The 21,647-nt window shown below is 70.2% G+C and carries 18 protein-coding genes and 1 other RNA gene; 12 read left to right on the plus strand and 7 right to left on the minus strand.

Annotated features, from left to right (window positions below; genetic code table 11):
• Positions 1-30: 30 nt before the first annotated feature.
• A complete protein-coding gene (locus HJG44_RS10120; protein ID WP_171218271.1) occupies positions 31-993 on the minus strand; it encodes a TIGR03885 family FMN-dependent LLM class oxidoreductase in 963 nt (320 codons plus the stop codon).
• Positions 994-1,134: 141 nt separating this feature from the next.
• Here HJG44_RS10120 and HJG44_RS10125 point away from each other — a divergent pair, with 141 nt between their 5' ends.
• Positions 1,135-1,896: an SDR family NAD(P)-dependent oxidoreductase gene (locus HJG44_RS10125; protein WP_171218272.1), complete on the plus strand. Its 762-nt coding sequence runs from the start codon at positions 1,135-1,137 to the stop codon at positions 1,894-1,896.
• A gap of 18 nt (positions 1,897-1,914) precedes the next feature.
• On the opposite strand, the gene HJG44_RS10130 is transcribed toward HJG44_RS10125, so the two are convergent.
• The 3 genes from HJG44_RS10130 to HJG44_RS10140 form a co-directional block, all read right to left on the minus strand.
• The gene (locus HJG44_RS10130) at positions 1,915-3,891 is read right to left on the minus strand and encodes a hybrid sensor histidine kinase/response regulator (RefSeq protein WP_171218273.1); all 1,977 of its coding nucleotides are present in this window, start codon (positions 3,889-3,891) and stop codon (positions 1,915-1,917) included.
• A gap of 102 nt (positions 3,892-3,993) precedes the next feature.
• On the minus strand, positions 3,994-4,947 hold the full coding sequence (locus HJG44_RS10135; RefSeq protein WP_171218274.1) for an NAD(P)/FAD-dependent oxidoreductase: 954 nt from the start codon (positions 4,945-4,947) through the stop codon (positions 3,994-3,996).
• 68 nt (positions 4,948-5,015) lie between these two features.
• On the minus strand, positions 5,016-5,321 hold the full coding sequence (locus HJG44_RS10140) for a hypothetical protein (protein ID WP_171218275.1): 306 nt from the start codon (positions 5,319-5,321) through the stop codon (positions 5,016-5,018).
• Positions 5,322-5,686: 365 nt separating this feature from the next.
• Between HJG44_RS10140 and HJG44_RS10145 the strand changes: the two genes are divergently transcribed.
• Positions 5,687-13,000: an autotransporter-associated beta strand repeat-containing protein gene (locus HJG44_RS10145; RefSeq protein WP_171218276.1), complete on the plus strand. Its 7,314-nt coding sequence runs from the start codon at positions 5,687-5,689 to the stop codon at positions 12,998-13,000.
• Between the two features lie 79 nt (positions 13,001-13,079).
• Here the strand turns inward: HJG44_RS10145 and HJG44_RS10150 are convergent, their stop codons facing one another.
• Positions 13,080-13,538 (minus strand): MaoC family dehydratase, encoded by a 459-nt coding sequence (locus HJG44_RS10150; protein WP_171218277.1) that lies wholly within the window; start codon positions 13,536-13,538, stop codon positions 13,080-13,082.
• A gap of 13 nt (positions 13,539-13,551) precedes the next feature.
• Positions 13,552-14,217: a glutathione S-transferase family protein gene (locus HJG44_RS10155; protein WP_171218936.1), complete on the minus strand. Its 666-nt coding sequence runs from the start codon at positions 14,215-14,217 to the stop codon at positions 13,552-13,554.
• A gap of 52 nt (positions 14,218-14,269) precedes the next feature.
• On the opposite strand from HJG44_RS10155, the gene ssrS reads away from it, so the two are divergent.
• The 4 genes from ssrS (at position 14,270) to HJG44_RS23385 (ending at position 17,060) form a co-directional block, all read left to right on the plus strand.
• Positions 14,270-14,425: non-coding RNA, 6S RNA (gene ssrS, locus HJG44_RS10160), on the plus strand.
• A 9-nt stretch (positions 14,426-14,434) separates the two neighbouring features.
• Complete coding sequence (locus HJG44_RS10165; protein WP_171218278.1) at positions 14,435-15,013, plus strand: 5-formyltetrahydrofolate cyclo-ligase; 579 nt, start codon at positions 14,435-14,437, stop codon at positions 15,011-15,013.
• A 6-nt stretch (positions 15,014-15,019) separates the two neighbouring features.
• The gene (locus HJG44_RS10170; RefSeq protein ID WP_171218279.1) at positions 15,020-15,841 is read left to right on the plus strand and encodes a TIGR00282 family metallophosphoesterase; all 822 of its coding nucleotides are present in this window, start codon (positions 15,020-15,022) and stop codon (positions 15,839-15,841) included.
• Between the two features lie 241 nt (positions 15,842-16,082).
• Positions 16,083-17,060: a cell wall hydrolase gene (locus tag HJG44_RS23385; protein WP_246736174.1), complete on the plus strand. Its 978-nt coding sequence runs from the start codon at positions 16,083-16,085 to the stop codon at positions 17,058-17,060.
• On the opposite strand, the gene HJG44_RS10180 is transcribed toward HJG44_RS23385, so the two are convergent.
• Positions 17,057-17,851, minus strand: a complete 795-nt coding sequence (locus HJG44_RS10180) for an SDR family NAD(P)-dependent oxidoreductase (protein WP_171218280.1) — start codon at positions 17,849-17,851, stop codon at positions 17,057-17,059. The two genes, HJG44_RS23385 and HJG44_RS10180, sit on opposite strands and share 4 nt — an antisense overlap.
• A gap of 134 nt (positions 17,852-17,985) precedes the next feature.
• Between HJG44_RS10180 and HJG44_RS10185 the strand changes: the two genes are divergently transcribed.
• The 6 genes from HJG44_RS10185 to ruvA all read left to right on the plus strand — a co-directional run bounded on the left by HJG44_RS10185 (position 17,986) and on the right by ruvA (position 21,647).
• Positions 17,986-18,729 carry a YebC/PmpR family DNA-binding transcriptional regulator gene (locus tag HJG44_RS10185; RefSeq protein WP_171218281.1) on the plus strand — a complete coding sequence of 248 codons (744 nt, stop codon included), beginning with the start codon at positions 17,986-17,988 and terminating at the stop codon, positions 18,727-18,729.
• A 210-nt stretch (positions 18,730-18,939) separates the two neighbouring features.
• Positions 18,940-19,713, plus strand: coding sequence for a siderophore-interacting protein (locus HJG44_RS10190; RefSeq protein ID WP_171218282.1), 774 nt, complete (start codon positions 18,940-18,942; stop codon positions 19,711-19,713).
• 50 nt (positions 19,714-19,763) lie between these two features.
• Positions 19,764-20,273, plus strand: a complete 510-nt coding sequence (gene ruvC, locus HJG44_RS10195) for a crossover junction endodeoxyribonuclease RuvC (RefSeq protein WP_171218283.1) — start codon at positions 19,764-19,766, stop codon at positions 20,271-20,273.
• A gap of 30 nt (positions 20,274-20,303) precedes the next feature.
• On the plus strand, positions 20,304-20,585 hold the full coding sequence (locus HJG44_RS10200) for a hypothetical protein (protein ID WP_210261053.1): 282 nt from the start codon (positions 20,304-20,306) through the stop codon (positions 20,583-20,585).
• Complete coding sequence (locus tag HJG44_RS10205) at positions 20,585-21,022, plus strand: type II toxin-antitoxin system VapC family toxin (RefSeq protein ID WP_171218284.1); 438 nt, start codon at positions 20,585-20,587, stop codon at positions 21,020-21,022. Before HJG44_RS10200 ends, HJG44_RS10205 begins: the two co-directional genes overlap by 1 nt.
• A 1-nt stretch (position 21,023) precedes the next feature.
• Entirely contained in the window at positions 21,024-21,647 is a 624-nt protein-coding gene (ruvA, locus tag HJG44_RS10210) for a Holliday junction branch migration protein RuvA (protein WP_171218285.1), read from the plus strand.

Raw genomic sequence — 21,647 nt, forward strand, 5'->3', positions numbered from 1 at the left:
TGCGCCCGGGGCGGATTTTCTCGCGCAGGGTCAGGATCGGACCTGCGGCAGCACCTTGGCCGCGAATGCGTCCATGAACCTTTCCTGGTCGCGGTCGATCTGGTGCAGGAGCAGCTCCTCGAAGCCGAGCTCGGCGAATTCTCGCAGCCAGGCCGCGTGGCGGCCGGGATCGGCGGAGACGAGCACGGATTCGCGGATGTCCTCCGGGCGGACGAAGCGGGTCGCGGCGTCGAAGGCCTCCGGCGAGGGCAGGTCCCAGTTCACGTCGCCGCCGATCGCGTTGTAGCGCCACTGCTCGTGCGCGCCCGCAAGCGCCGCCTCTTCCGTCGGAGCCCAGTTGAGGGCGACCTGGAGGAGGAGCGGCTTGCCCTCGCCGCCGCCGCGTCGGAAGGCGTCGATCACCGTCTTGAGCTGCTCCGGCCTGGCGTTGACGGTCAGCAGCCCGTCCGCCCAGCCGCCGACCAGCTCGGCTGTCTCGGGCGTCACGGCGGCGCCCAGCAGCAGCGGCGGCCTCTCCGGCCTCGAATAGAGCCTCGCGCCCACCACCGTGATCCGCCCGCGATGCGTGACGGTCTCCCCGGCGAGGAGGGCGCGGATCACGGCCGCGCATTCCGCGAGCCGGGCGTTGCGCTCGGCCTTCTCCGGCCAGGGCATGCCGGTGATGTCCTCGTTGAGCCGCTGTCCGCTCCCGAGCGCGAGCCACAGGCGTCCGGGGAACATCTCGGCGAGCGTCGCGGCGCCCTGCGCCACGATGGCCGGATGGTAGCGGTAGCCCGGCGCCGAGATCACCCCGAAGGGAAGCGCGGTCGCCTGCATGGCGGCCCCGAGCCAGGACCAGGCAAAGCCCGAATGACCCTGCGCCGGTCCCCACGGCTTGAAATGGTCGGAGGACATGGCGCAGTCGAACCCGACCGCCTCCGCGTGCCGGACCAGCCGAAGGAGCTCGGATGGCGCGAATTGCTCGTGCGATGCGTGGAAGCCGATCCGGACCATGCGCCCCTCCCGCCGGGCAGGAACATGGGTGGGCCGCGGAGGTTCCGGATCCGCGCCGCTTGTTCGCGGGCGAGGCGGCGGGTACCCGGTCGGAGACGGCGCCCCGCGGGGGCGCCGCGAGGCTTCTGGGGAGAGAACGCGATGAAGGTGGACGGCGTAGCGGCGATCGTGACGGGCGGCGCATCGGGACTCGGGGCCGCGACCGGGCGGGCGCTTGCGGCGGCCGGCGCGAAGGTCGCCCTGCTGGATCTGAACGAGAGCGCCGCGGCCGGGATCGCGAGCGAGATCGGCGGGATCGCGCTCGCCTGCGACGTCAGCGATGCCGCGAGCGGCGAAGCGGCGGTGGCCCGCGCGGCCGAGGCGCATGGCCCCGCCCGGATCCTCGTCAATTGCGCCGGCATCGCGCCTGCGGCCCGCATCGTCGGCCGCAACGGCCCCTGCGCGCTCGACGCCTATGCCAAGGTGATCGGCGTCAACCTCATCGGCACCTTCAACATGATGCGGCTCGTGGCGGCGGGCGCCATGACGCTCGAGCCGCTGGAGGGCGGCGAGCGCGGCGTGATCGTCTCGACCGCCTCCGTGGCCGCCTACGAGGGGCAGATCGGCCAGGCGGCCTATGCCTCCTCCAAGGCGGGCGTGGTCGGGCTGACGCTGCCGGCCGCCCGCGAATTCGCCTCCTCCGGTATTCGGGTCTGCGCCATCGCGCCCGGCATCTTCGAGACCCCGATGCTGCGCGGCCTGCCGCAGGAGGTGCAGGACAGCCTCGGCGCGTCGGTGCCGTTCCCGTCCCGGCTCGGCAAGCCGGAGGAATACGCCATGCTGGTCATGGCCATCCTCGCGAACCCGATGCTGAACGGCGAGGTGATCCGGCTCGACGGCGCGCTCCGCATGCAGCCGCGCTGAGACGAGCGCGCCGGCCCGCTACTTCGCCGCCCGGAACGCCAGGACGCGACCCTTCTCGGCCGGCAGGCTCGCGGCCACCGCGCGGGCGAGGTCGCGCTGGAGGAAGGGCTTGCCGAGCCGCGGGGCGTCGAGCTCGACCGCGGGGTCGACGTCAGCATAGCCCGTGGCCAGGATCACGGGCAGATCCGGCTGCTCCGACCGGATCGCCGCGATGAGCTGCGCGCCCGTCATCCCGGGCATGAGCTGGTCGGTGATGACGAGGTCGATCTCGTTCGTCCGGCGCAGGATCCGCAGGGCCTGCTCGCCCGATGTCGCCTCGATCACCCGGTGCCCGATATCCTCCAGCATCGCGGCCGTGTTCATCAGGACGAGCGGGTCGTCGTCGACGGCAAGGACCGTCAGCGGTCTGGCCGAGGGAGGAGGGCGCCCTTCCGCCTCGTCCGGCTGCTCGGCTTCCGCAGCGTTCGCCTCGGCGAGCGGCAGCCAGATCTCCGCCCGCGTGCCGCGGCCCTTCTCGCTCGCCAGGACCAGCCGGCCGCCGGACTGGTCGGCGAAGCCGTGGATCATGGAGAGGCCGAGGCCCGTCCCCTTGCCGACCCCCTTCGTCGTGAAGAACGGCTCGACAGCGCGGGCGAGGGTCGCCTCGTCCATGCCCTCGCCCGTATCGGTCACCGAGAGGCACACGTAGCGGCCGACCGGGAGCCGGTCGTGCCCGGTTTCGGCCTGCACCTGCTCCTCGCGGGCCGCGATCGTGATCGTGCCGCCCCCTGGCATCGCGTCGCGCGCATTGACGACAAGGTTCAAGAGCGCCAGCTCGAGCTGGTTGGCATCGGCCAGGGCCGGCGAGAGCCGCAGCGGGAACTGCGTCTCGATCTGGATGCTGGGCCCGATGGAGCGCTGGAGCAGGTCGGCCATCCCGCGCACGAGCGCGGGGACGTCAACCGAGACGGTCTCGAGCTCCTGCCGGCGCGCGAAGGCGAGCATGCGCTTGGTGAGGGTCGCGCCGCGCTCCGCCGCCTCGATCGAGTTCTCGATGAGCCGCCTGAGCTTGGGGTCGGACGGCAGCCGCTTCCTGGCGAGGTCGAGATTGCCGAGGACCACGGCGAGGAGGTTGTTGAAGTCGTGCGCGACGCCGCCGGTGAGCTGGCCGATCGCCTCCATCTTCTGCGCCTGGACGACGCGGGAGCGCGCCTCCTCCAGCGCAAGCTGCGCCTCGCGTCGCTCCGTCACGTCGCGCGTCACCTTGGCGAAGCCGATGAGCTCGCCATGCTCGCCCCGGATCGCGTCGATGACCACGTTGGCCCAGAAGCGGGTGCCGTCCTTGCGGACGCGCCAGCCCTCCTGCTCGAACCGGCCTTCCCGCGCCGCCTTCTCGAGCGCGCGCCGCGGGAGTTCGGTCCGGCGGTCCTCGTCGGTATAGAAGCGCGAGAAGTGCTCGCCGACGATCTCGGCTTCGGTGTAGCCCTTGAATCGCTGCGCGCCCGTATTCCAGTTCGTGATCCGGCCCTCGGGATCGAGCATGTAGATGGCGTAATCGTGCACGCCCTGGACCAGGAGGCGGAAGCGCTCTTCGCTCCGGCGCAAAGCCTCCTCGCTCGTGCGCCGCTCGGTGAGGTCGCGCGTGATCTTGGCGTAGCCGATCAGCTCGCCCGCATCGTTCCGGATCGGATCGATGACCACATGGGCCCACATCAGCGAGCCGTCCTTGCGGACGCGCCAGCCCTCCTGCTCGAAACGGCCTTGCTCGGCCGCCGTCCGGAGCGCGCGGGCGGGCAGGCCGGATTGCCGGTCCTGCTCCGTGTAGAAGCGGGAGAAATGCTGGCCGATGATCTCGGCCTCGCTATAGCCCTTGAAGCGCTGCGCTCCCCGGTTCCAGCTGGTGATGAAGCCGTCCGGGTCGAGCATGTAGATGGCGTAATCGGTGACGGCCTCGACGAGAACCCGGAACCGGTCCTCCATCGGGGCCGCCGGCCTGTAATCGCCGCGGTCGCTCATCGCGCGCTGAGGAGTTCCTGTGCGTCAGAAGGGCAGAGAACGCCGCAGGAGAGCGCAGGTTCCGCTGCCGTTCCTTCATCGTCGGGCGAGGGCGGGGCGGCGTCAGTTCCCGCCTTCCTCCTCCTCGGTCGGCAACTCGCAGCGGTTGTGGATGTCCGTGGCGGCGATGGCGGCATGCCCCAGCGCGACGACGACCTGGTCGAGCCCGCGCACGACCCCGCCGGCCGCATAGAGGCCGGCGACGCTCGTGCGGTTGTGGTCGTCCACGAGCAGCGCGCCGGTTTCGTCGTGCTCGGCCCCGAGCGCCACCGCGAGCTCCGATCGGGGCTTCAGGCCGAGCGCGGAATAGAGCACCTCGAAACGGTGCTCGTGGCCGGAGCGGGTGCGGGTGGCCGCGATCCGGTCGCCCTCGATGTCGAGCGAGGCGATCGGCTCGTGCACGACCTTGATGCCGTGCTCCGCGATGCGGCGCCGCTCGTCGGCGTCCAGGTCCATGCCCTGGCCGAGCGTCAGGAGCGTGACGTCGCGCGAATAGGTGCGAGCCACGAACACCGCCTCGCCGAGGCCGCGGTCGCCGTAGCCGATGACGCCGATCCGCTTGCCCGCCGCCTCGTAGCCGTCGCAGATCGGGCAGTAGCGCACGAGCCCGCGGCGGACGGCGTCCGGGAGGTCGGGCAGGTCCGGCTCGACGTCCCGCGCGCCGGTGGCGAGGAGCACGCGCCGCGCCCGGACCGTGCGGCGGGACCCCGCTTCCGGCTCGATCTCGGCCGAGAAGCAGCCGCCGCTCTTCTCGATCGCGGTCACGTTCCCGGCGAGGATCCGGCCGCCGTAACGCCCGACATGTTCGCGCTGGCTGCCCAGGATGTCCCGCCCCGAGATGCCGTCGGCGAAGAACGGGATGTTGTGGCTCGTGGGGATCCAGGCGGCGCGGGGATCGCCGGAATCGACCAGGAGGAAACGGCGGTTGAACCGGGCGAGATAGAGCGCCGCCGCAAGGCCGGCCGGGCCGGCTCCCACGACGAGGCAATCGAGTTCCGGGCTGTCGGGACGGGTCATGCGGCCCTGATCGGATGGTGGATCGCGGCCATAACGCGCCAGCCCGGCGGGCGGAACCCGGCAGGACCTCAGAGGAGCCGGATCGTCTGAGCCCGGACCACGATCGCCTCCTGCCGGAACAGGCGCTCGAGGCGGACGCGGTAGTCGCGCCACCATGCCTCGTCCAGTCGCTCGGCCATCACCTCGTAGACGACGATGTCGTCGCGGTGGCTCTCGCCGCCCTCTCGCCAAAGTCCCTCGGCCGGCGCGCGCGAGAACGCCGTCAGCCCGCCGAAGCGGTCCGATAGCTCGTCCCGGATCGCCCGATACGGTTCCGGGCCGAACCGGCGTCCCTCGTTGTCGAAGAGCGGCAGGAGGATCTGGATCAGATGCATCGTGACTCGCGGGCGGAATTCGCGTGCGCACCGGATAATATCCGCACGGTGCGCTCAGAGTATCCTGCCGGTTCTCGGCCGATATCCTGCCGTTTCTACGGCCGGGCCCGAACTGTTGCGGCCGGGAGACAAGGCCCGACTTTCTCCGCCGCCCGGATCGCGAGCGGCGGTACGGCCTATGCATCCGCGGGTCGGCCTCAACTCCTTGCCGCGCAAGGATTCCGAGCGGGCGCCACGAGTTCTTGCCACCCCGGCCCCCGCCGCGGCCGGGTCGGAAGCATCGATTGCCGCTTCGCCCCGAAAAAACTAACGAAGAGTCGAGGAACTATGGCTGCGAAATGCGGCCGCAGGTCGCGGGGCAACGCATGTCGGTCAACGACTCCAGGCGGGGCGAGAAGCTGATTCGCCGGATGAGCGCCGGGACCAGAGCCTATCGGGCCGCATTGTTCGGCTCCACGGCCTTGATCGGCGTGACCGTCGGCGCCTTCGCCCTCTCCACCGCCGCGATGCTGTCGCTGATGGATGCGCGTCCGGCCTACGCGGATGGCGGCGTGGGCGGGACGCCGTCGATCAATTTCGGCGGGCCGGGCGGCACGGGCGGGACGGACAGTGCGACCGGTGCCGGCGGGAACGGCGGCCCAGGTGGGTCGGCGGCCGGTTTCGGCGGCGGCGGCGGTGGTGGCGCCGGCGTGACCGGCGGCGCGGGCGGCGCGAGCGGAAACGGCACGGCAGGGGGCGGCGGCGGCGCCGTCGCGGGAGCGGCGGGCACGCCTGGAACCGGCGGCGGTCTGGCGGCAAGCGGCGGTGGTGGTGGCGCCCACGGGGCTGTCTTCGGCGTCGACACGGCGGTTGCAGCTGCAACGACGGGCGGTGCTGGCGGTGCAGGTGGCACGCCGACATCCGGCAATGTCGGCGGCGGCGGCGGCGGCGCTGGCGGCTTCGGCGTCGTCGCGTCGGGTTCGCCGGTCGAGATCACGATCGGCGCTGCGGTGAGCGGCGGCGCGGGCGGGGCGGGCGGCAACGGCAGCGCGCTCGGCGTCGGCGGCGGCGGCGGCAGCGGCGGCATCGGCGCCTTCATGGGGGCCGGGAACGTCCTCACCAACAACGCCTCCGTCACGGGCGGCGCGGGGGGAGCCGGCGGCTTGGGAACCGCCCCGGGCGCTGCGGGTGCAGGCGGCACGGGCGTGGTCGGCTCAGGCCTCACCATCAATCAGAACGGGACCATCTCTGGCGGGCTCGACGGTACGGGCCTGGTCCGAGCCAATGCCATCACCTTCACGGCCGGGACCAACGTCATCAATTTCGGCGGTGGGACGTCGGGCCTGACCGGCAACATCGCGGTCGAGGGTTCGGTCCAGCTCAACGCGGCCGCGGCCGGCACCACGGTGACGAACGTCATCAGCGGCGGTGGTTCCGTCATCCAGAACAACGCCAACACGCTGACGCTCTCCGGGACGAATACCTATTCCGGCGGAACGAGCATCGGCGCTGGCACGCTCCGGCTCGGCGCTGCCGGCGCGGCGGGCACCGGCGGGCTCGCCTTTACGGGCGCGGGCACCCTCGATCTGAACGGTTTCAGCCAAACGGTCGCGACCCTGGACGGCGCCGCCGGCACTGTAACCAACGGCGCACTCGCCGCGGGCCCGGCGACCCTGACCGTCAGCAATGGCGGGACATTCGGCGGCACCCTCACCAATGCCGTCCCAGCGAACCCGCTGAACCTGGCCCTGACCGGCGGGGCGCTCACGCTTTCCGGCGCCAATAGCTACGACGGCACGACTGCCGTCGGTGCGGGCGCCACTCTCAACGTGCAGTCCGCTACGGCGCTGGGAACCACGGCCGCCGGCACCACGGTCGCGTCGGGCGGAACGTTGCAGCTGCAAGGGGGTATCGCGGTCGGCGCTGAGGCGCTGAGCCTTGCCGGGACCGGCCTCGGCACCAGCAACAACGGCGCGCTCCAGAACGTGAGCGGCAACAACAGCTATGCCGGCGCGATCACGCTGGCGGCTGACACGCGGATCAATTCCGATTCCGGCACTCTGACGCTCACGGGCGGAATCGGCGGCGCGGCGGGAGCCCAGGTTCTGACGCTCGGAGGGGCCGGCAACGGCGAGGTTACGACGGCTGGCATAGCCAATACCGTCGAAGGGCTCACGAAGGACGGAACCGGCACCTGGACCCTCTCGGCCGCCAATACCTATACCGGTCTCACTTCGGTGACCGGCGGCACGCTCGTGATCGGCGGCGCGGGCAGTATTACGTCCGACGTGACGAACTCCGCCACGTTCACCAATAACGGTACGTTGACCGGGAGCCTGTCGAACTCGGGGACCGCGTCGAACACGAATGCGATCACCGGGGGCGTCGGGAACAGCGGCACCTTCGCGAATAGCGGGACGGTGGGGGGCCTCCTGACGAATACGGGCGGCACGACGACCAACACGGGCACCCTGAACGGGGGGGCGACGGTGACGGCCGGTGTGCTCACGACCACGAACATCGTGAACGGGGCAGTCACGAACTCCGCCGCCGTGAACGCTTCCGGCCAAGTGAACGGGACCGTCGCCAATAACGGGGGGTCGATATTCAACGTTACGGGTCCGCTGACGGGGATCGCGACGCTGACGAACGACGGGACCTTCACGCTCGGCGGCAACAGCATCACGACCGGCGGGCTGACGAGCACCGCCGGCACGGGCATCGTGCAGAACGCCTCCGGCACGCCTGCCACCCTGACGGTCAACCAGGCCGTGGACACGACCTATTCCGGCATTCTGCAGGATGGTGCCGGCGGCGGTGCGTTGGCGCTGACCAAGACCGGTGCCGGTTCGCTCACCCTGACGGGTGCGAGCACCTATACGGGCCCGACCTCCGTCACGGCGGGAACCCTCGTGATCGGAACGGGCGGCAGCGTCACGTCCGACGTGACGAACGCCGCAACCTTCACGAACAACGGGTCGGTGACCGGCACCCTGGCCAACACCGCCGGCACGACGACGAATACCGGTACGATCACGGGCCTTGCGACCGTTTCCGGGGGCGTCCTGACCACGTCCGGGACGATCGGCGGCGGGGTGACGGCGTCGAACGGCGCGGCCGTGAACGCGTCGGGGACGATCAACGGGCCGATCCTGAACCAGAACACGGCGGTCTTCACGGTCGCGGGCAACCTGGCCGGCGACAGCACCTTCACGAACAGCGACACGGCGACGCTTGCCGTGACGGGCGGGAACTACACGGGTTTCACGACGCTCACGAACAACTCGACCTCGGCGAATGCCGTCACGGTCGGGGCGACCCGGACCCTGAGCGGGACGGCGATCGCCAACAATGCGGGGACCTTCACGAATAGCGGTGTCGTGGTCACGACCGCGGGCACCTCGAACGCCGCCGGCGCGACCTTCACAAACGAGGCGGGCGCGTCGCTCTCCGGCGGGCTGTCAAACGCGGGCGGCGCGACGAACGCGGGCTCGATCGACACGGTCGGCAATTCCGGCACCTTCGGAAACAGCGGCACGGTCACGGGCGCGGTCACCAACACGGCAGGCGCCACGACCAATACCGGCACGATCGACGGGAGCGTCAATGTAAGCGGCGGGGCGCTCACGAACACGAACCTCGTCAATGGCGGCGCCGTGGTTACCGGCGGCACGCTCACCACGACTGCCACCCTCAACGGCGGCGTGAGCAACACGGCCCCTGGTATCGTGAATGCGCAAGGTACCGTCTCGGGTGCGATTGCGAATTCGGGGACGTTCAACGTTACCGGCGCGCTCGCGAGCAACAGCACCTTCACGAATACCGGCGCGGGCACGCTCAACGTCAATGCCGGCCCTTATACGGGCGTGACGCTGCTGACGAACAACTCCACAGCGGCGGCCGGCGTCGCGATCGCGGCCGGCCAGACGCTCTCGGTCGGCGGCCTCGCAGGCGCCAATGCGGCCTCGGTCGCGACCGTCGGCGGGGGCGGGATATTCGACATCACCGGCGGTGTCGGCGACACGACCTATGCGGGCCGGATCGCGGGCACGGGCACGGTCGACAAGACCGGCGCGGGGGTCCTGACGCTCACGGGCTCGAATGGTCCGGGCGTGCAGTACGCAGGCACAGCGAATGTGGCGGGCGGCACGCTGCGCGTGAACGGCACGTTCGGTGACACGGGCGCGAGCGCGGCGACGGTCAACGTCAATGCGGGCGGCACGCTCGACGGCGTCGGCAGGGTCGCCGGAACGGTCAACGTCAACAATGGCGGCACCTTCGCGGCCGGCAGCGGCCCGGGCACGTTCGCGGCCACCAACATGATCGTGAACGCAGGCTCGAACAGCGTCTTCGAGCTCGGGGCCGTGAACGTGACGCCGAACGCGGCGAACGATCTCGTCAGCGTCACGAACCTGACAATCAACGGCGGGACCCTGACGCTCCAGAACGCCCCGGTCAGCGGCGCCTATCGGCTGTATGATGTCGGCGGGATCTTCACGCCGGGAGCGGGCCCGAACCAGGGCTTCACGACGGTCACGGCGACGAACGGGACGGCCTCGGTCTATGTGACGCCCGTTCCGGGCCCGACCACCCAGGTCAACGCGCGCATCTCCCTTGGCGGCCAGGTCGTGCAGTTCTGGGACGGCGCGGACACGTCCGGAGCGGCCGCAGGCGCGCAGGGCGGGACCAGCACGTGGTCGAACGCCAACACGAACTGGGTCTACGACGCGGCCGTCGCGACACTGAACGATTCCTGGCAGAGCCAGGTGGGCGTGTTCGGCGGAACGGCCGGCACGGTTACGATCGCCGGGACCGTAGCCGCGCAGGGCCTACAGTTCACGACGACCGGCTACACGGTTATGGGCGGCACGCTGTCCCTAACGGGCGACGCCGCTGGGGGCGATGCGGCGCACACGTTCTTCAACGTCGATGGCGGCGTCACCGCGACGATCAACTCCGCGATCAACTCGGCCCCCGTGGGGACGGATGTCGGCCTGCGCATGCGGGTCGGCACGGGTACGTTGCAACTCGGCGGGGCCTCGACCTATACGGGCGAGACGCTCGTGGATGCCGGGACCCTACGGGTGCTGAACGGGGGCTCGATCTCCGGCACCAGCAACGTCACGAACAACGCCACGTTCGAGATCGATCAGGGCGGCTCGGTCACGACCGCAGGATCGGTCGTCAACAACGGCGCCTTCACGGTCGCGGGCTCGCTCGGGGCCGGCTCGATCACCAACAACGGATCGTTCACGTTGGCGGGCACGGGGTCCGCGACGGCGGGGACGGTCGGCAACAGCAGCGGCGCAACTTTCAATTCGGCGGGAGCGCTGAACGCGACGAACTCGTTCGCCAACAATGCCGGCGGCATGTTCAATCTCACGGGCGGAGCGGTCACGACGCCGGCCGCGACGAATGCCGGGACCTTCAGCCACACGGGCGGGACGCTCTCAACGACGAGCTTCACCAACGCGGCGGCCGCGACCTACAGCCAGGCCGCGGCCGGCACGCTCAGCGCGTCCACGGTCGTAAACAACGGCAGCTTCACGGCGGCCGGGACCAACACGGCCACGACCTCGTTCACGAATAGCGGGACGCTTGCGGTCGTCTCGTCCATCGCGACGCCTTCCTTCACCAACACGGCTGTGGTGAACGGGGTCCTGAACGTCACGGGCAATACCACGACCACGAACACGGCCGCGGGCGTCATCAACAACGGCGTCAACATCGCGGCCGCGGGCGGCGGGGCCACCTTCGCCAATGCCGGGACGGTCGGCACGGGCGGGTTCGTCTTCGGCAATGCCGGCGGTACGCTCACGATCGACAACGCGGGGACGTTCAGGGGCTTCGCGAACAGCGCGGCCGGCACGGTCACCACCGTCACCAACACCGGCACCTGGGCCTATCAGGGCACCTCGACCCTTCTCGGAGCGGCGGACAGGATCGACAATTCCGGCGCCTTCAACGTGGCGGCTGCGGGGACGATCAACGGCCTGGAAACCTTCACGAATTCGGGCCGCGTCGTGCTCACGGCGGCCGATCTCGGCGGCTCGATCGCGACCTTCACGAATACGGGCGCGCAGGGGACCAATACGGGCCTGTTCCTGGAGAGCCGCACGCTCTCCGGCATCGGCGTCCTGAACAACAACGGCTACCTGCTCGCCGTGCCGCAGAGCGGGGCTGCGCCGACGAACGCGGTCATCGGGGCGGCGACCTTCAACAACGGCGCGAGCGGCGTCGTGTCACTGGTCAACAACCAGCCGGTCGACTCGCTCACACTGACCGGCAACTACAACGGCACCGCCGGGTCGCAGATCCGCCTCGACGTGGACCTGAACCAGGCGTCGCGACGGAGCGACCTGGTCCGCATCAACGGGCAGAACAACGGCCAGACGACGCTCGTCCTGAACCGGCTCGACAACCCGGCGACGACGCTCTTCTCCTCGCAGGCCGTTCCGGTCGTCGTCTCGGGCGGCGGCGCCGGCCAGGTGACGCTCGACCAGCCGATCCAGGGCAACGGTTTCGTCACCTTCGAGCTCGAGCAGAGCGCCGCCGGCTCCTACCAGATCGTGTCCCGCCTCAACACGAGCGCGGCCTCGGGCGCGGCGAGCTCCATTTCGGCGCTCCTCACCTCGCTGAATGTCGGGTTCTTCCAGTCGGTTTCCGCCTTCATCGGCGCGCCGAACGCGAACAACGACGAGCGCACGGCCTCGACCAGCGTCTCGAGCGACCCGACCATGACCTGGGCGAGGCTCAACCAGGCGGCGGCGGCGCAGAGCGAGGTGGCGGCCGCGCCCGGCATCCGGCCGAACACGATCTCGAGCGGCCTCTGGGCGCGCGGCTCGGGCGGCAACTTCACCGTCCGCGGTAATTCGACCTCCGTCTTCGGGAACGCCAATGTCGGCCAGGCCGTAAAGGTCGAGAACTCGTTCGCCGGCATGCAGGTCGGCATCGACACGGGCGTGTTCAACATCGACAACACGGGCTGGAACCTGCATCTCGGCATCACCGGCGGCGCCGTCTTCGCCGACGGCACGCAGAAGATCGGCTCGCAGACGCGCGGCGTGTTCGACGTGCCCTTCATCGGCGTCTACTCGGCGCTGACGAACGGCCCCTTTTTCTCCGACCTCTCCTACCGGCACGACTTCTTCAACGCCCGGATCTCGAACCAGCTCGCCGGGCTGAACAGCGCTCGGCTGCAGATCAGCTCGGATTCGGTCGCGGGCTCGGCCGGCTACCGGTTCGACTTCGAGAACATGTTCGGGTCCGAGCTGCCGTATTTCATCGAGCCGTCGGGCTCGATGAGCTACACGCACACCAATATCGGCTCCCTGCCGGTGACGGGCGGCGTGCTGCAGTTCCGCGACATCGACTCCATCCTCGGCCGCTTCGGGGTGCGCTTCGGCACGGCCTTCCAGGCGACCGAGAACCTGGCGTTGCAGCCCTTCGTCACGGGCAGCATCTGGCACGAATTCGCCGGCAACACGGTGTCCCGCTTCGTGTCGGCGAACATCGCCAACGACCCGAACGCCTTCGTGCCGATCATCACCGACCGGGTCGGGACCTTCGGGCAGGTCGGCGTGGGCGTCTCGGCGCAGGTCCTCGACACGCCGTTCCTGGGCTATATCCGCAGCGACTTCCGCTTCGGCGACCGGCTCGAGGGCTACGCGGTCAACGGCGGCGTCAGGTACCAGTTCTGACTCGCGCCGGAGGTGGCGAAAACGACGGAGGGCCGGAGCATCGCTCCGGCCCTTTCGCATTCGGGCGGGTCCTGCCGGGCTATTCGAGCCGCGGCAGCCGCGGATCCGCCTCCTGCCGGGACGGGACCTTGACGGTCGCCTCGCCCTCCAGGACCACCTCGCCGGAGACGGCGCAGAGGCAGGAAAGCCGGGCGCGCAGCTTCTCCGGCACGAGTTCGACCACCTCCACCGTGACCTCGACGGTGTCGCCGATCCGGACGGGCGCGCGGAAGCGCAGGTTCTGCGAGATATAGACCGCGCCGGGGCCGGGAAGCCGCGTGCCGAGCACCGCCGAGATGAGCCCGGCCGTGTAGAGGCCGTGTGCGATGCGTGTCCCGAACGGTGTGCGCGCCGCGAAATGCTCCGAGAGGTGGATCGGGTTGCGGTCGCCCGTGATCTCCGCAAATCCGACCACGTCCTGGGACGAAACCGTCTTCGACAGCCCGTCCTTCATCCCGACGGCGAGGTCCTCGAAATAGAGCGTCCTGAGTTCGAGCATCCCGGCTCCCCGTTCAGGCGGAAGGTGCGATGGCGGTATCCGCCACGCCCTGCTCGGCGGCGGCCCGCAGCTCGGCCGCGCCCGCCCGGCGGTAGGCCGGCCGGCTCCTCAGCCGTTCGCGATAGGCCTGGATGGGCGGCGAGAACCGCGCCGACAGCCCGCTCTCGTCGGCCAGCATGAGCGCGTAGCCGACGGAGATGTCCGCCATCGTGAACCGGTCCCCGGCAAGCCAGTCCCGTCCCGAGATCCGCTCGCTCACGGCCCTGAGCCGCGCGCCGAACCAGCGGGCATAGTCCTCCGCCGCCTGCGGCAGGCGCCGCTCCGGCGGCTCCATGCGCGAGTAGCGCAGCACAATGGCTTGCGGGAAGGTCAGGGTGGCCTCGCCGAAATGGAGCCAGTTGAGATAGGCGGCATAGTCGGGCTCGCCCGGTGCGACGGCAAGCTCGGAGCGTCCGTCCCGCGTCGCCAGATAGTGGCAGATGGCGGCCGATTCGGTCATCCGCGTCGCGCCATCGACGAGGAGCGGGACCGTCCCGAGCGGGTTCAGCTCCAGATAGCCGGGCGCGCGCGCCCGCGGCGGGAACGGCATGACCTTGAGATCGTAGGGAAGCTCGAGTTCCTCCAGGGCCCAGAGCGGGCGGAAGGATCGGGTCCCGACGCAATGATGGAGCGTGATCAGATCGGCCTCCCGGGCTCTTCCGCATGGGCCCGCGGGCGCCTATATCGGTTCGGCGGGGCTGCGGGGCGCGTCAGGAGTACATATTCCCCGGGGCCTTATCGATCTCCTAGGGCGCTGTCCCTGGCCTTGTCCGTGGACTCGGCTACATGGTGCCCACCTACGTTGTAGGTTCCCGGGATCGATCTCCAACGGCTTTCGTGGCTCCGCGCTCCTCCTCATGACCGATCTCTCGCCGGCCGGGCGGAAACAGGCGCTCCGGGCCGAGGCTTTCTCCCGCCGCGAGGCGCTCGACCGCGATCTCCGCCGCGAGGCCGCGGAGGCGATCGCGCGGCATGCGCTCGCGGCGCCGGAACTGCAGGCCGTCCATCCGGTCGGCGCGTACTGGCCGATCCGCAGCGAGGTCGATCCGCGTCCGCTCATGGAGGGGCTCCTTGCCCGCGGCCAGAGCGTGGCGCTCTCCCAGATCCGGCATCCCCATCTCTCCTGGCGCGAATGGCGCCCCGGCGACGTGCTGGTCCATGGCGGTTTCGGCGTGAGCGAGCCGGGCCCCGACGCGCCGGAGGTGTTTCCGCGCGCGCTCCTCGTGCCGCTTGCGGCCTTCGACCGGCGCGGCGGGCGGCTCGGCTACGGCAAGGGCCATTTCGACCGGTCGATCGCCGAGCTCTCCTCCCGCCATCCCGTCCTCGCGATCGGGCTGGCCTATTCCGTTCAGGAGATCGAGGAGGTCCCGCGCGAGCCGCATGACCGGCTGCTCGATCTCATCGTGACGGAGGCCGGGATCATCCGGCCCAGATAGGTCCGCATGCGCCTTCTGTTCCTCGGCGACGTGGTCGGCCGTCCCGGCCGGAGAATCGTGCTCGACCGGCTGCCCGGCCTGCGCGAGCGCTGGGCGCTGGATTGCGTCGTCGTCAACGGCGAGAACTCGGCCGGCGGCTTCGGCATCACCGAGCAGATCCACGAGGAGCTCGTCGCGGCCGGTGCCGATGCTGTGACGCTCGGCAACCATTCCTGGGACCAGCGCGAGGCGCTGGTCTTCATCGAGCGCCAGCCGAAGCTGCTGCGCCCCGCCAATTATCCGCCGACGGCGCCCGGCCGGGGCGCGACGCTCGTCGACACCCGCGCGGGCGGGCGCGTGCTCGTCGTGAGCGTCATGGGCCGCCTCTTCATGGATCCGCTGGACGATCCCTTCGCGGCGGCGGACCGCGAGATCGCGCAATGCCCGCTCGGCCAGGTGGCCGACGCGATCGTCGTCGACATCCATGCCGAGGCGACGAGCGAGAAGCAGGCCATGGCCTATCATCTCGACGGCCGCGCCTCCGTGGTAGTGGGCACGCACACCCATGTGCCCACGGCCGACCACAGGATCCTGCCCGGCGGCACCGCCTACATGTCCGATGCCGGCATGTGCGGCGATTACGAGTCGGTCCTCGGGCTGGCGAAGGACGAGCCGGTGCGCCGCTTCCTGGAGAAGACGCCCGGCGCCCGCGCCGAAGTGGCGACGGGAGAGGGCACCCTCTGCGGCCTCGCCGTCGAGACGGACGACCGCACCGGCCTTGCCGTGAAGATCGCGGCCGTGCGGATCGGGCCGAACCTGGAGGAGAGCCGGCCGGGGTTCTGGGAGTAGAGCGCCGGCAACGACACTCGTCATGATCTGCCTGCCCCGGCTATTCCCGCGAACCCCACTCTTCCGGGATCCGTCGGCAAAGCCGAGGAAGACGGCGGCCGGCGGCCGTCGCCCTTCCGACAGGTAGCAATCTTTTAAGCGAAAGCGCGGCTTTTGAAGCTTCGATGTCGCGAGAGCACAGCTCGCGGCCCAGCCAATTGCCGCGGGCGCGTATCTGCCGGCGGTGCGTAGGAGTATCGGCTTGGCGAAGCATCCGCGTATCCCGGCCATCATGGCCCTTACGCTGACCGCCCTCACCCTCGGTGCCTGCGGTCACAATCCGGGGTTCGGCCCCGCGGCCCAACTCAGCGAGAAGGAGTGCATGGCCCGCGTCATGTACTTCGAGTCGAACCGGTCGAGCGAGGATGGGATGCTCGCGGTCGGCACGGTGGTGATGAACCGCCTGCAATCCCCGAAATACCCGAAGAGCGTCTGCGGCGTGGTCGGTCAGCCGAACCAGTTCGCGGACGGCGCGCTCACCAACCATGTCAACAAGCGCCACTCCTCCTGGGCCCGGGCGGAGCGCATGGCGGATGCGGTGCTCGCGGGCGAGCGACATGCGGGCGTCGGCGGGGCCATGTTCTTCCACACGGCGGGCTACAGCTTCCCGTACCGGAACATGCGGTACGTCACGCTCGCGGGCGGCAACATCTTCTACGAGAAGCGCTACCCCGCCCCGGGCGCGCCGGCCTGGCCCTCCTCGACCATGTTCGCCCGGAGCTTCGGGAAGCCGGCGGAGCGCTCGGAGCCGATCATGCTGGCCGAGGCCAAGCCGGCGCCGGCCCGCAGGTTCGAGCCGGCCGTGGAGGCCGATGAGGCACCGGCGACGAGATCCCGGCCGATCTCGCTGGCGCAGGCAGGGCCCGCACGGGCCTCGAGTCCGGCACCGGCTGCCAAGCCCCAGCCGGCCGCTCTCCCATCCGGGCCTTCGGCGAAGGGAGTTCAGCCGGTCGTGCTCGCGGCACAGGCACCGGCCCGGCGCCTGTCCGCGTTCAACCCGGCGCAGATCGCCTCCGTCCTGGCAAAGCCGGCGCCGGACAAGCCGAAGCCGACGCAGCTCGCCGCGCATCGGCCTCCGGCGAAGCCGAAGCCGATCGTGCTCGCGATGGCCGAGACGAAGCCCCGCTCCGGAGGGGTCAGCATCGCGGACCTGATCGAGCGGGAGACGAAGCGGCGCTAGCGCGTCGCGGCCGTGATGCCGCCATCGACGACGAGCTCGGTCGCCGTGATGTAGCGGGCCTCGTCCGAGACGAGGAACAGGGTGGCATGAGCGACGTCCCAGGCGTCGCCCATGCGGCCCACCGGCACTTGGCTGTGGCGCTTGGCCACGAAGCCCTCGTAGTCGCCGCCGGCATATTTCCGCGCGAGCCGCTCGACGAGGGGCGTATGCATGAGGCCCGGCACGACGCAATTCATGCGGATCCCGCTTCCGGCATGGATGATGGCGGTCGCGCGCGTGAACTGGATCAGCGCCGCCTTGGCGGCCGAATAGCCTACCTGCGGCTTGCCGATATAGCGCAGGGCGGCCACGGAGGAGACGTTCACGATCGCGCCGCCGCCCTGCCGCTCCATGAGCGGGATGGCGTGTTTGCAGGTAAGGAAGGCGGTGGTGACGTTGAGCTGGAACTGGGCCTCCCAGGTCTCGAGAGCCATCTCGACCGGGCCGCCGGGCTCGGACTGCCCGACATTGTTGACCAGGATGTCGATCCGGCCGTGCCGGTCGGCGGTATCGGCGATCAGCGCCTCGACCTCGTCCGCGCAGGTCGCGTCGGAGACCAGGACCTCGCAGGCGTTTCCCTCCTCGGCGATGAGGTGGCGGGTCGCCTCGGCGGCCTGCGGCTCGCGGTCGGTCCCGACCACCATGGCCCCCTGCCGGGCGAGGAGCGTGGCGATCGCCTTGCCGTTGCCCCAGCCCGGCCCGCTCGATCCGCAGCCGGTCACGACCGCCACCTTCCCGTCCAGCCTCAGCATGCGCGATCCTCCCGGCACGAGCTCTCCGGCTCTGTCCGCCCGGATGACAAACGGCGCAAGCTCTCCTAATTCCCGGGCAGCATTTCCCCAGGCGCATGCGGGCGTCCCTGCGCCTGAAGCGACACAGGTGAGCCATGGCCGGCCATTCCCAGTTCAAGAACATCATGCACCGGAAGGGGCGCCAGGACGCGCAGCGCTCCAAGCTGTTCTCGAAGCTCGCGCGCGAGATCACGGTCGCGGCCAAGATGGGCACGCCGGACCCGGCCATGAACCCGCGCCTGCGCGCCGCGATCCTGGCGGCGCGGGCGGAGAACATGCCCAAGGACAATATCGAGCGGGCTATCAAGAAGAGCCAGGGCGGCGACGCCGAGAGCTACGAGGAGATCCGCTACGAGGGCTACGGCCCGGGCGGCGCCGCCATCATCGTGGAGGCCATGACGGACAACCGGAACCGCACGGCCTCCGACGTCCGCTCCGTCTTCACCAAGGCCGGCGGCAACCTCGCCGAGACGGGCGCGGTCGCCTTCATGTTCGACCGCGTGGGCGTGGTCGAGTTCGACGCGAAGGCCGCCGATGCCGACACGATGCTGGAGGCCGCGATCGAGGCCGGGGCCGAGGATGTGGAATCCGACGAGAACGGCCACACGGTCTATTGCGAGCAGAGCGCGCTCGCCGAGGTGACGAAGGCGCTGGAGGCGCGTTTCGGCGAGCCGCGGAAATCGGCGCTGGTGTGGAAGCCGCAGAACGCGGTCGCCGTGGATGACGAGGCCGGCGAGAAGCTCCTCCGCCTCGTCGAGTCGCTCGAGGACCATGACGACGTGCAGAACGTCTACGGCAATTTCGAGCTCTCCGAGACGCTCATGGCCAGGATGAGCTGAGTTTGGCCGCCCTGCCGTCGGCCGCACTGGCGGGGCAGGGGGCGATCCGCCCGGTTTCCGCGGGCCGTTCGGGCTGCTATCACGCCCCATCTGCCCCGCTGCTCCAGCCGGGCACGTAAGCGTTCACGTCAATCAACGCGCCCTGCGGACCTTCGTCCGGCCGGTGGCGCGCGTCACCTCGTCGGGCCGGGTCCTCGACCCGAGACGTCCATGAACGACCTGTCCCCGACCAACCCCGCCAGGCACCGCATCGAGCGCGTCCGCCATGAGCTGAAGCGGCGCGTGCTGACCGTCGCCAAGGTGGAGCGGCTCGTCCCGTCCATGGTCCGCGTCACGCTCGCCGGTCCCGATCTCGCCGGCTTCGTGAGCGCTTCCTACGACGACCACGTAAAGCTGTTCTTCCCCGTCGAGGGCGGCGAGCCGGCCGGTCGCGACTACACGCCCCGCCGCTTCGATCCGGCCCGGAACGAGCTCGCGATCGACTTCGCGCTGCACGAGGCCGGGCCGGCGACGCGCTGGGCCAGCGAGGCCCGGCAGGGCGACAGCCTGACGATCGGCGGCCCGCGCGGTTCCTTCGTGGTTCCCGACGATTTCGACTGGTACCTCTTCGTGGGCGACGAGACGGCCTTGCCGGCGATCGGCCGGCGGCTCGAAGAACTTCGGCCGGGGACGCGCAGCATCGTGGTTGCCGAGGTGGCGGGCCCCCAGGAGGAGCTCGCCCTCCCGAGCCGGTCGGCGGTCGAGGCGATCTGGGTTCACCGCGGCGCCGCCGAGCCCGGGACGACGACCGGTCTGGAGGAAGCGGTCGCCCGCCTCTCGCTCCCCGAAGGCGAGGGCTATGCCTGGGTCGCGGGCGAGGCGGCGATCGCGAGGCGACTGCGCCGGCTCCTGGTCGAGCAGCATGGGCAGCCGAAGGAGTGGCTCAAGGCCGCCGCGTACTGGACGCGCGGCCGTGCCGACGCCCATGGCGCCATCGAGGATTGAGCAGGGCCTGCTCGCGTGATCCGGCAGCGGGACTCCGCTACACGAAGAGGATGCGCGAGCCTCCGATTCGCATCCTCGGCCTGGATCCCGGCCTTCGCCGGACCGGCTGGGGCCTCGTGGGCGTGGAAGGCACGCGGCTGACCTACCTGGCCTCGGGCCTCGTCACCTCCTCCGACGACCTGCCGCTCGCCGAGCGGCTGCGGGAGCTGCATGACGGCCTCGCCGCGACCGTCCGCAGCCATGCGCCCGACGAGGTCGCGGTGGAGGAGACCTTCGTCAACACCAATGCCCAGGCCACGCTGAAGCTCGGCCATGCCCGCGCCGTCGCCCTGCTCGTGCCGGCGCTGGCCGGCCTGCCGGTCGCGGAATATGCCGCGAACCTGGTCAAGAAGACGGTGGTGGGCACGGGCCATGCCGACAAGCGCCAGATCCAGGCCATGGTGCGCGTGCTCCTGCCCAAGGCCGACCCGGCCTCGGCCGATGCGGCCGACGCGCTCGCGGTCGCGGTGACGCATGCGCATCACCGGCGGGCGAGGGCGCTGGTCAGGCTGGCTTCATGATCGGCGTTGATCCCACCTCGCCGATGCCATATGTCTAGACATATGGCAGAACGGACTACGGTTCGCCTCCCGAAGGAACTCCTGTCGCGGGCAAGGCGCAAGGCTGCCGCTGAGGGACGCACGCTCACCTCCCTCATCGAGGATGGGCTGCGCTCGGTTCTCGATCGGCCGAACCCGGAGAATCATCCCCGGCGTCTTCCGCGCGTGAGCCAGGCGCGCGGCGGGCTCGCCCCGGGCGTGGACCTGGACCGCATCTCGGCATTCGAGGCGGGCGAGGATCTGGCATATGCCGAGCGGCTCCGCGGGCCTTGATGGTTCTGCCCGACGTCAACGTCCTGATCTATGCCTTTCGCGCCGACACTCCGCATCATGATCTGTGCCGGGCCTGGCTCCAAGGCATCGTCGCGGCAGAAGCCCGTTTCGGCTTGTCTCCGCTCGCGTTGAGCGCGGTCGTCCGGATCACCACGAACCGTCGCGCTTTCCTCCAGCCGAGTTCGGTCGGCGAGGCTTTCGGGTTCTGCAAAGACCTGATCGAACAGCCGCATTGCGAAGTCGTCACCCCTGGAGATCGCCACTGGGCCATCTTCGAGAAACTGTGCATCGCCACCGGGACCCAAGGACCTCGGGTGAGCGACGCCTGGTATGCGGCCCTCGCCATCGAGTGGGGCTGCCATTGGATCACCATGGATCGCGACTTCGCGCGGTTTCCCGGTTTGAGCTGGGCGCGTCCGCCTTCGAAAGGTCCCTAGGGTGATCGGCAAGCTCAAAGGCGTGGTCGACGCCTATGGCGAGGATCACGCGATCATCGACGTGCACGGGGTCGGCTACGTCGTCCATTGCTCGTCGCGCACGCTGCAGCGCCTGCCCCGCACCGGCGAGGCCGTCGTGCTCTCGATCGAGACGCATGTCCGGGAGGACATGATCCGGCTCTACGGTTTCGAATCCGATGCCGAGCGCGAGTGGTTCCGCCTCCTCCAGACGATCCAGGGCGTCGGCGCCAAGGTCGCGCTCGCGATCCTGTCATCCCTGGATCCTGGGAGCCTCGCGACCGCGGTCGCGACCGGCGATAAGGGCGCCATCGCCCGCGCCCCCGGCGTCGGCCCGAAGCTCGCCGCGCGGATCGTGGCCGAGATGAAGGACAAGGCGCCCGTCTTCGGGGCGGTCGATCCGGGTCTCGCCCGCCTCTCCGGCGCCGTGGAGGACGGGTCCGCACCGCCGGCGGTGGCCGACGCCGTCTCGGCCCTGATCAATCTCGGCTATGGGCAGGCCCAGGCCTCGGCAGCGGTCGCGGCCGCCCTGAAGAGCGCGGGCGAGGGGGCGGAAGCGCCGGCCCTGATCAGGCTCGGCCTCCGCGATCTCGCCGCGTCGCGCTGA

The organism is Enterovirga aerilata, from assembly GCF_013044135.1.
GTDB classification, from domain to species: domain Bacteria; phylum Pseudomonadota; class Alphaproteobacteria; order Rhizobiales; family Beijerinckiaceae; genus Enterovirga; species Enterovirga aerilata.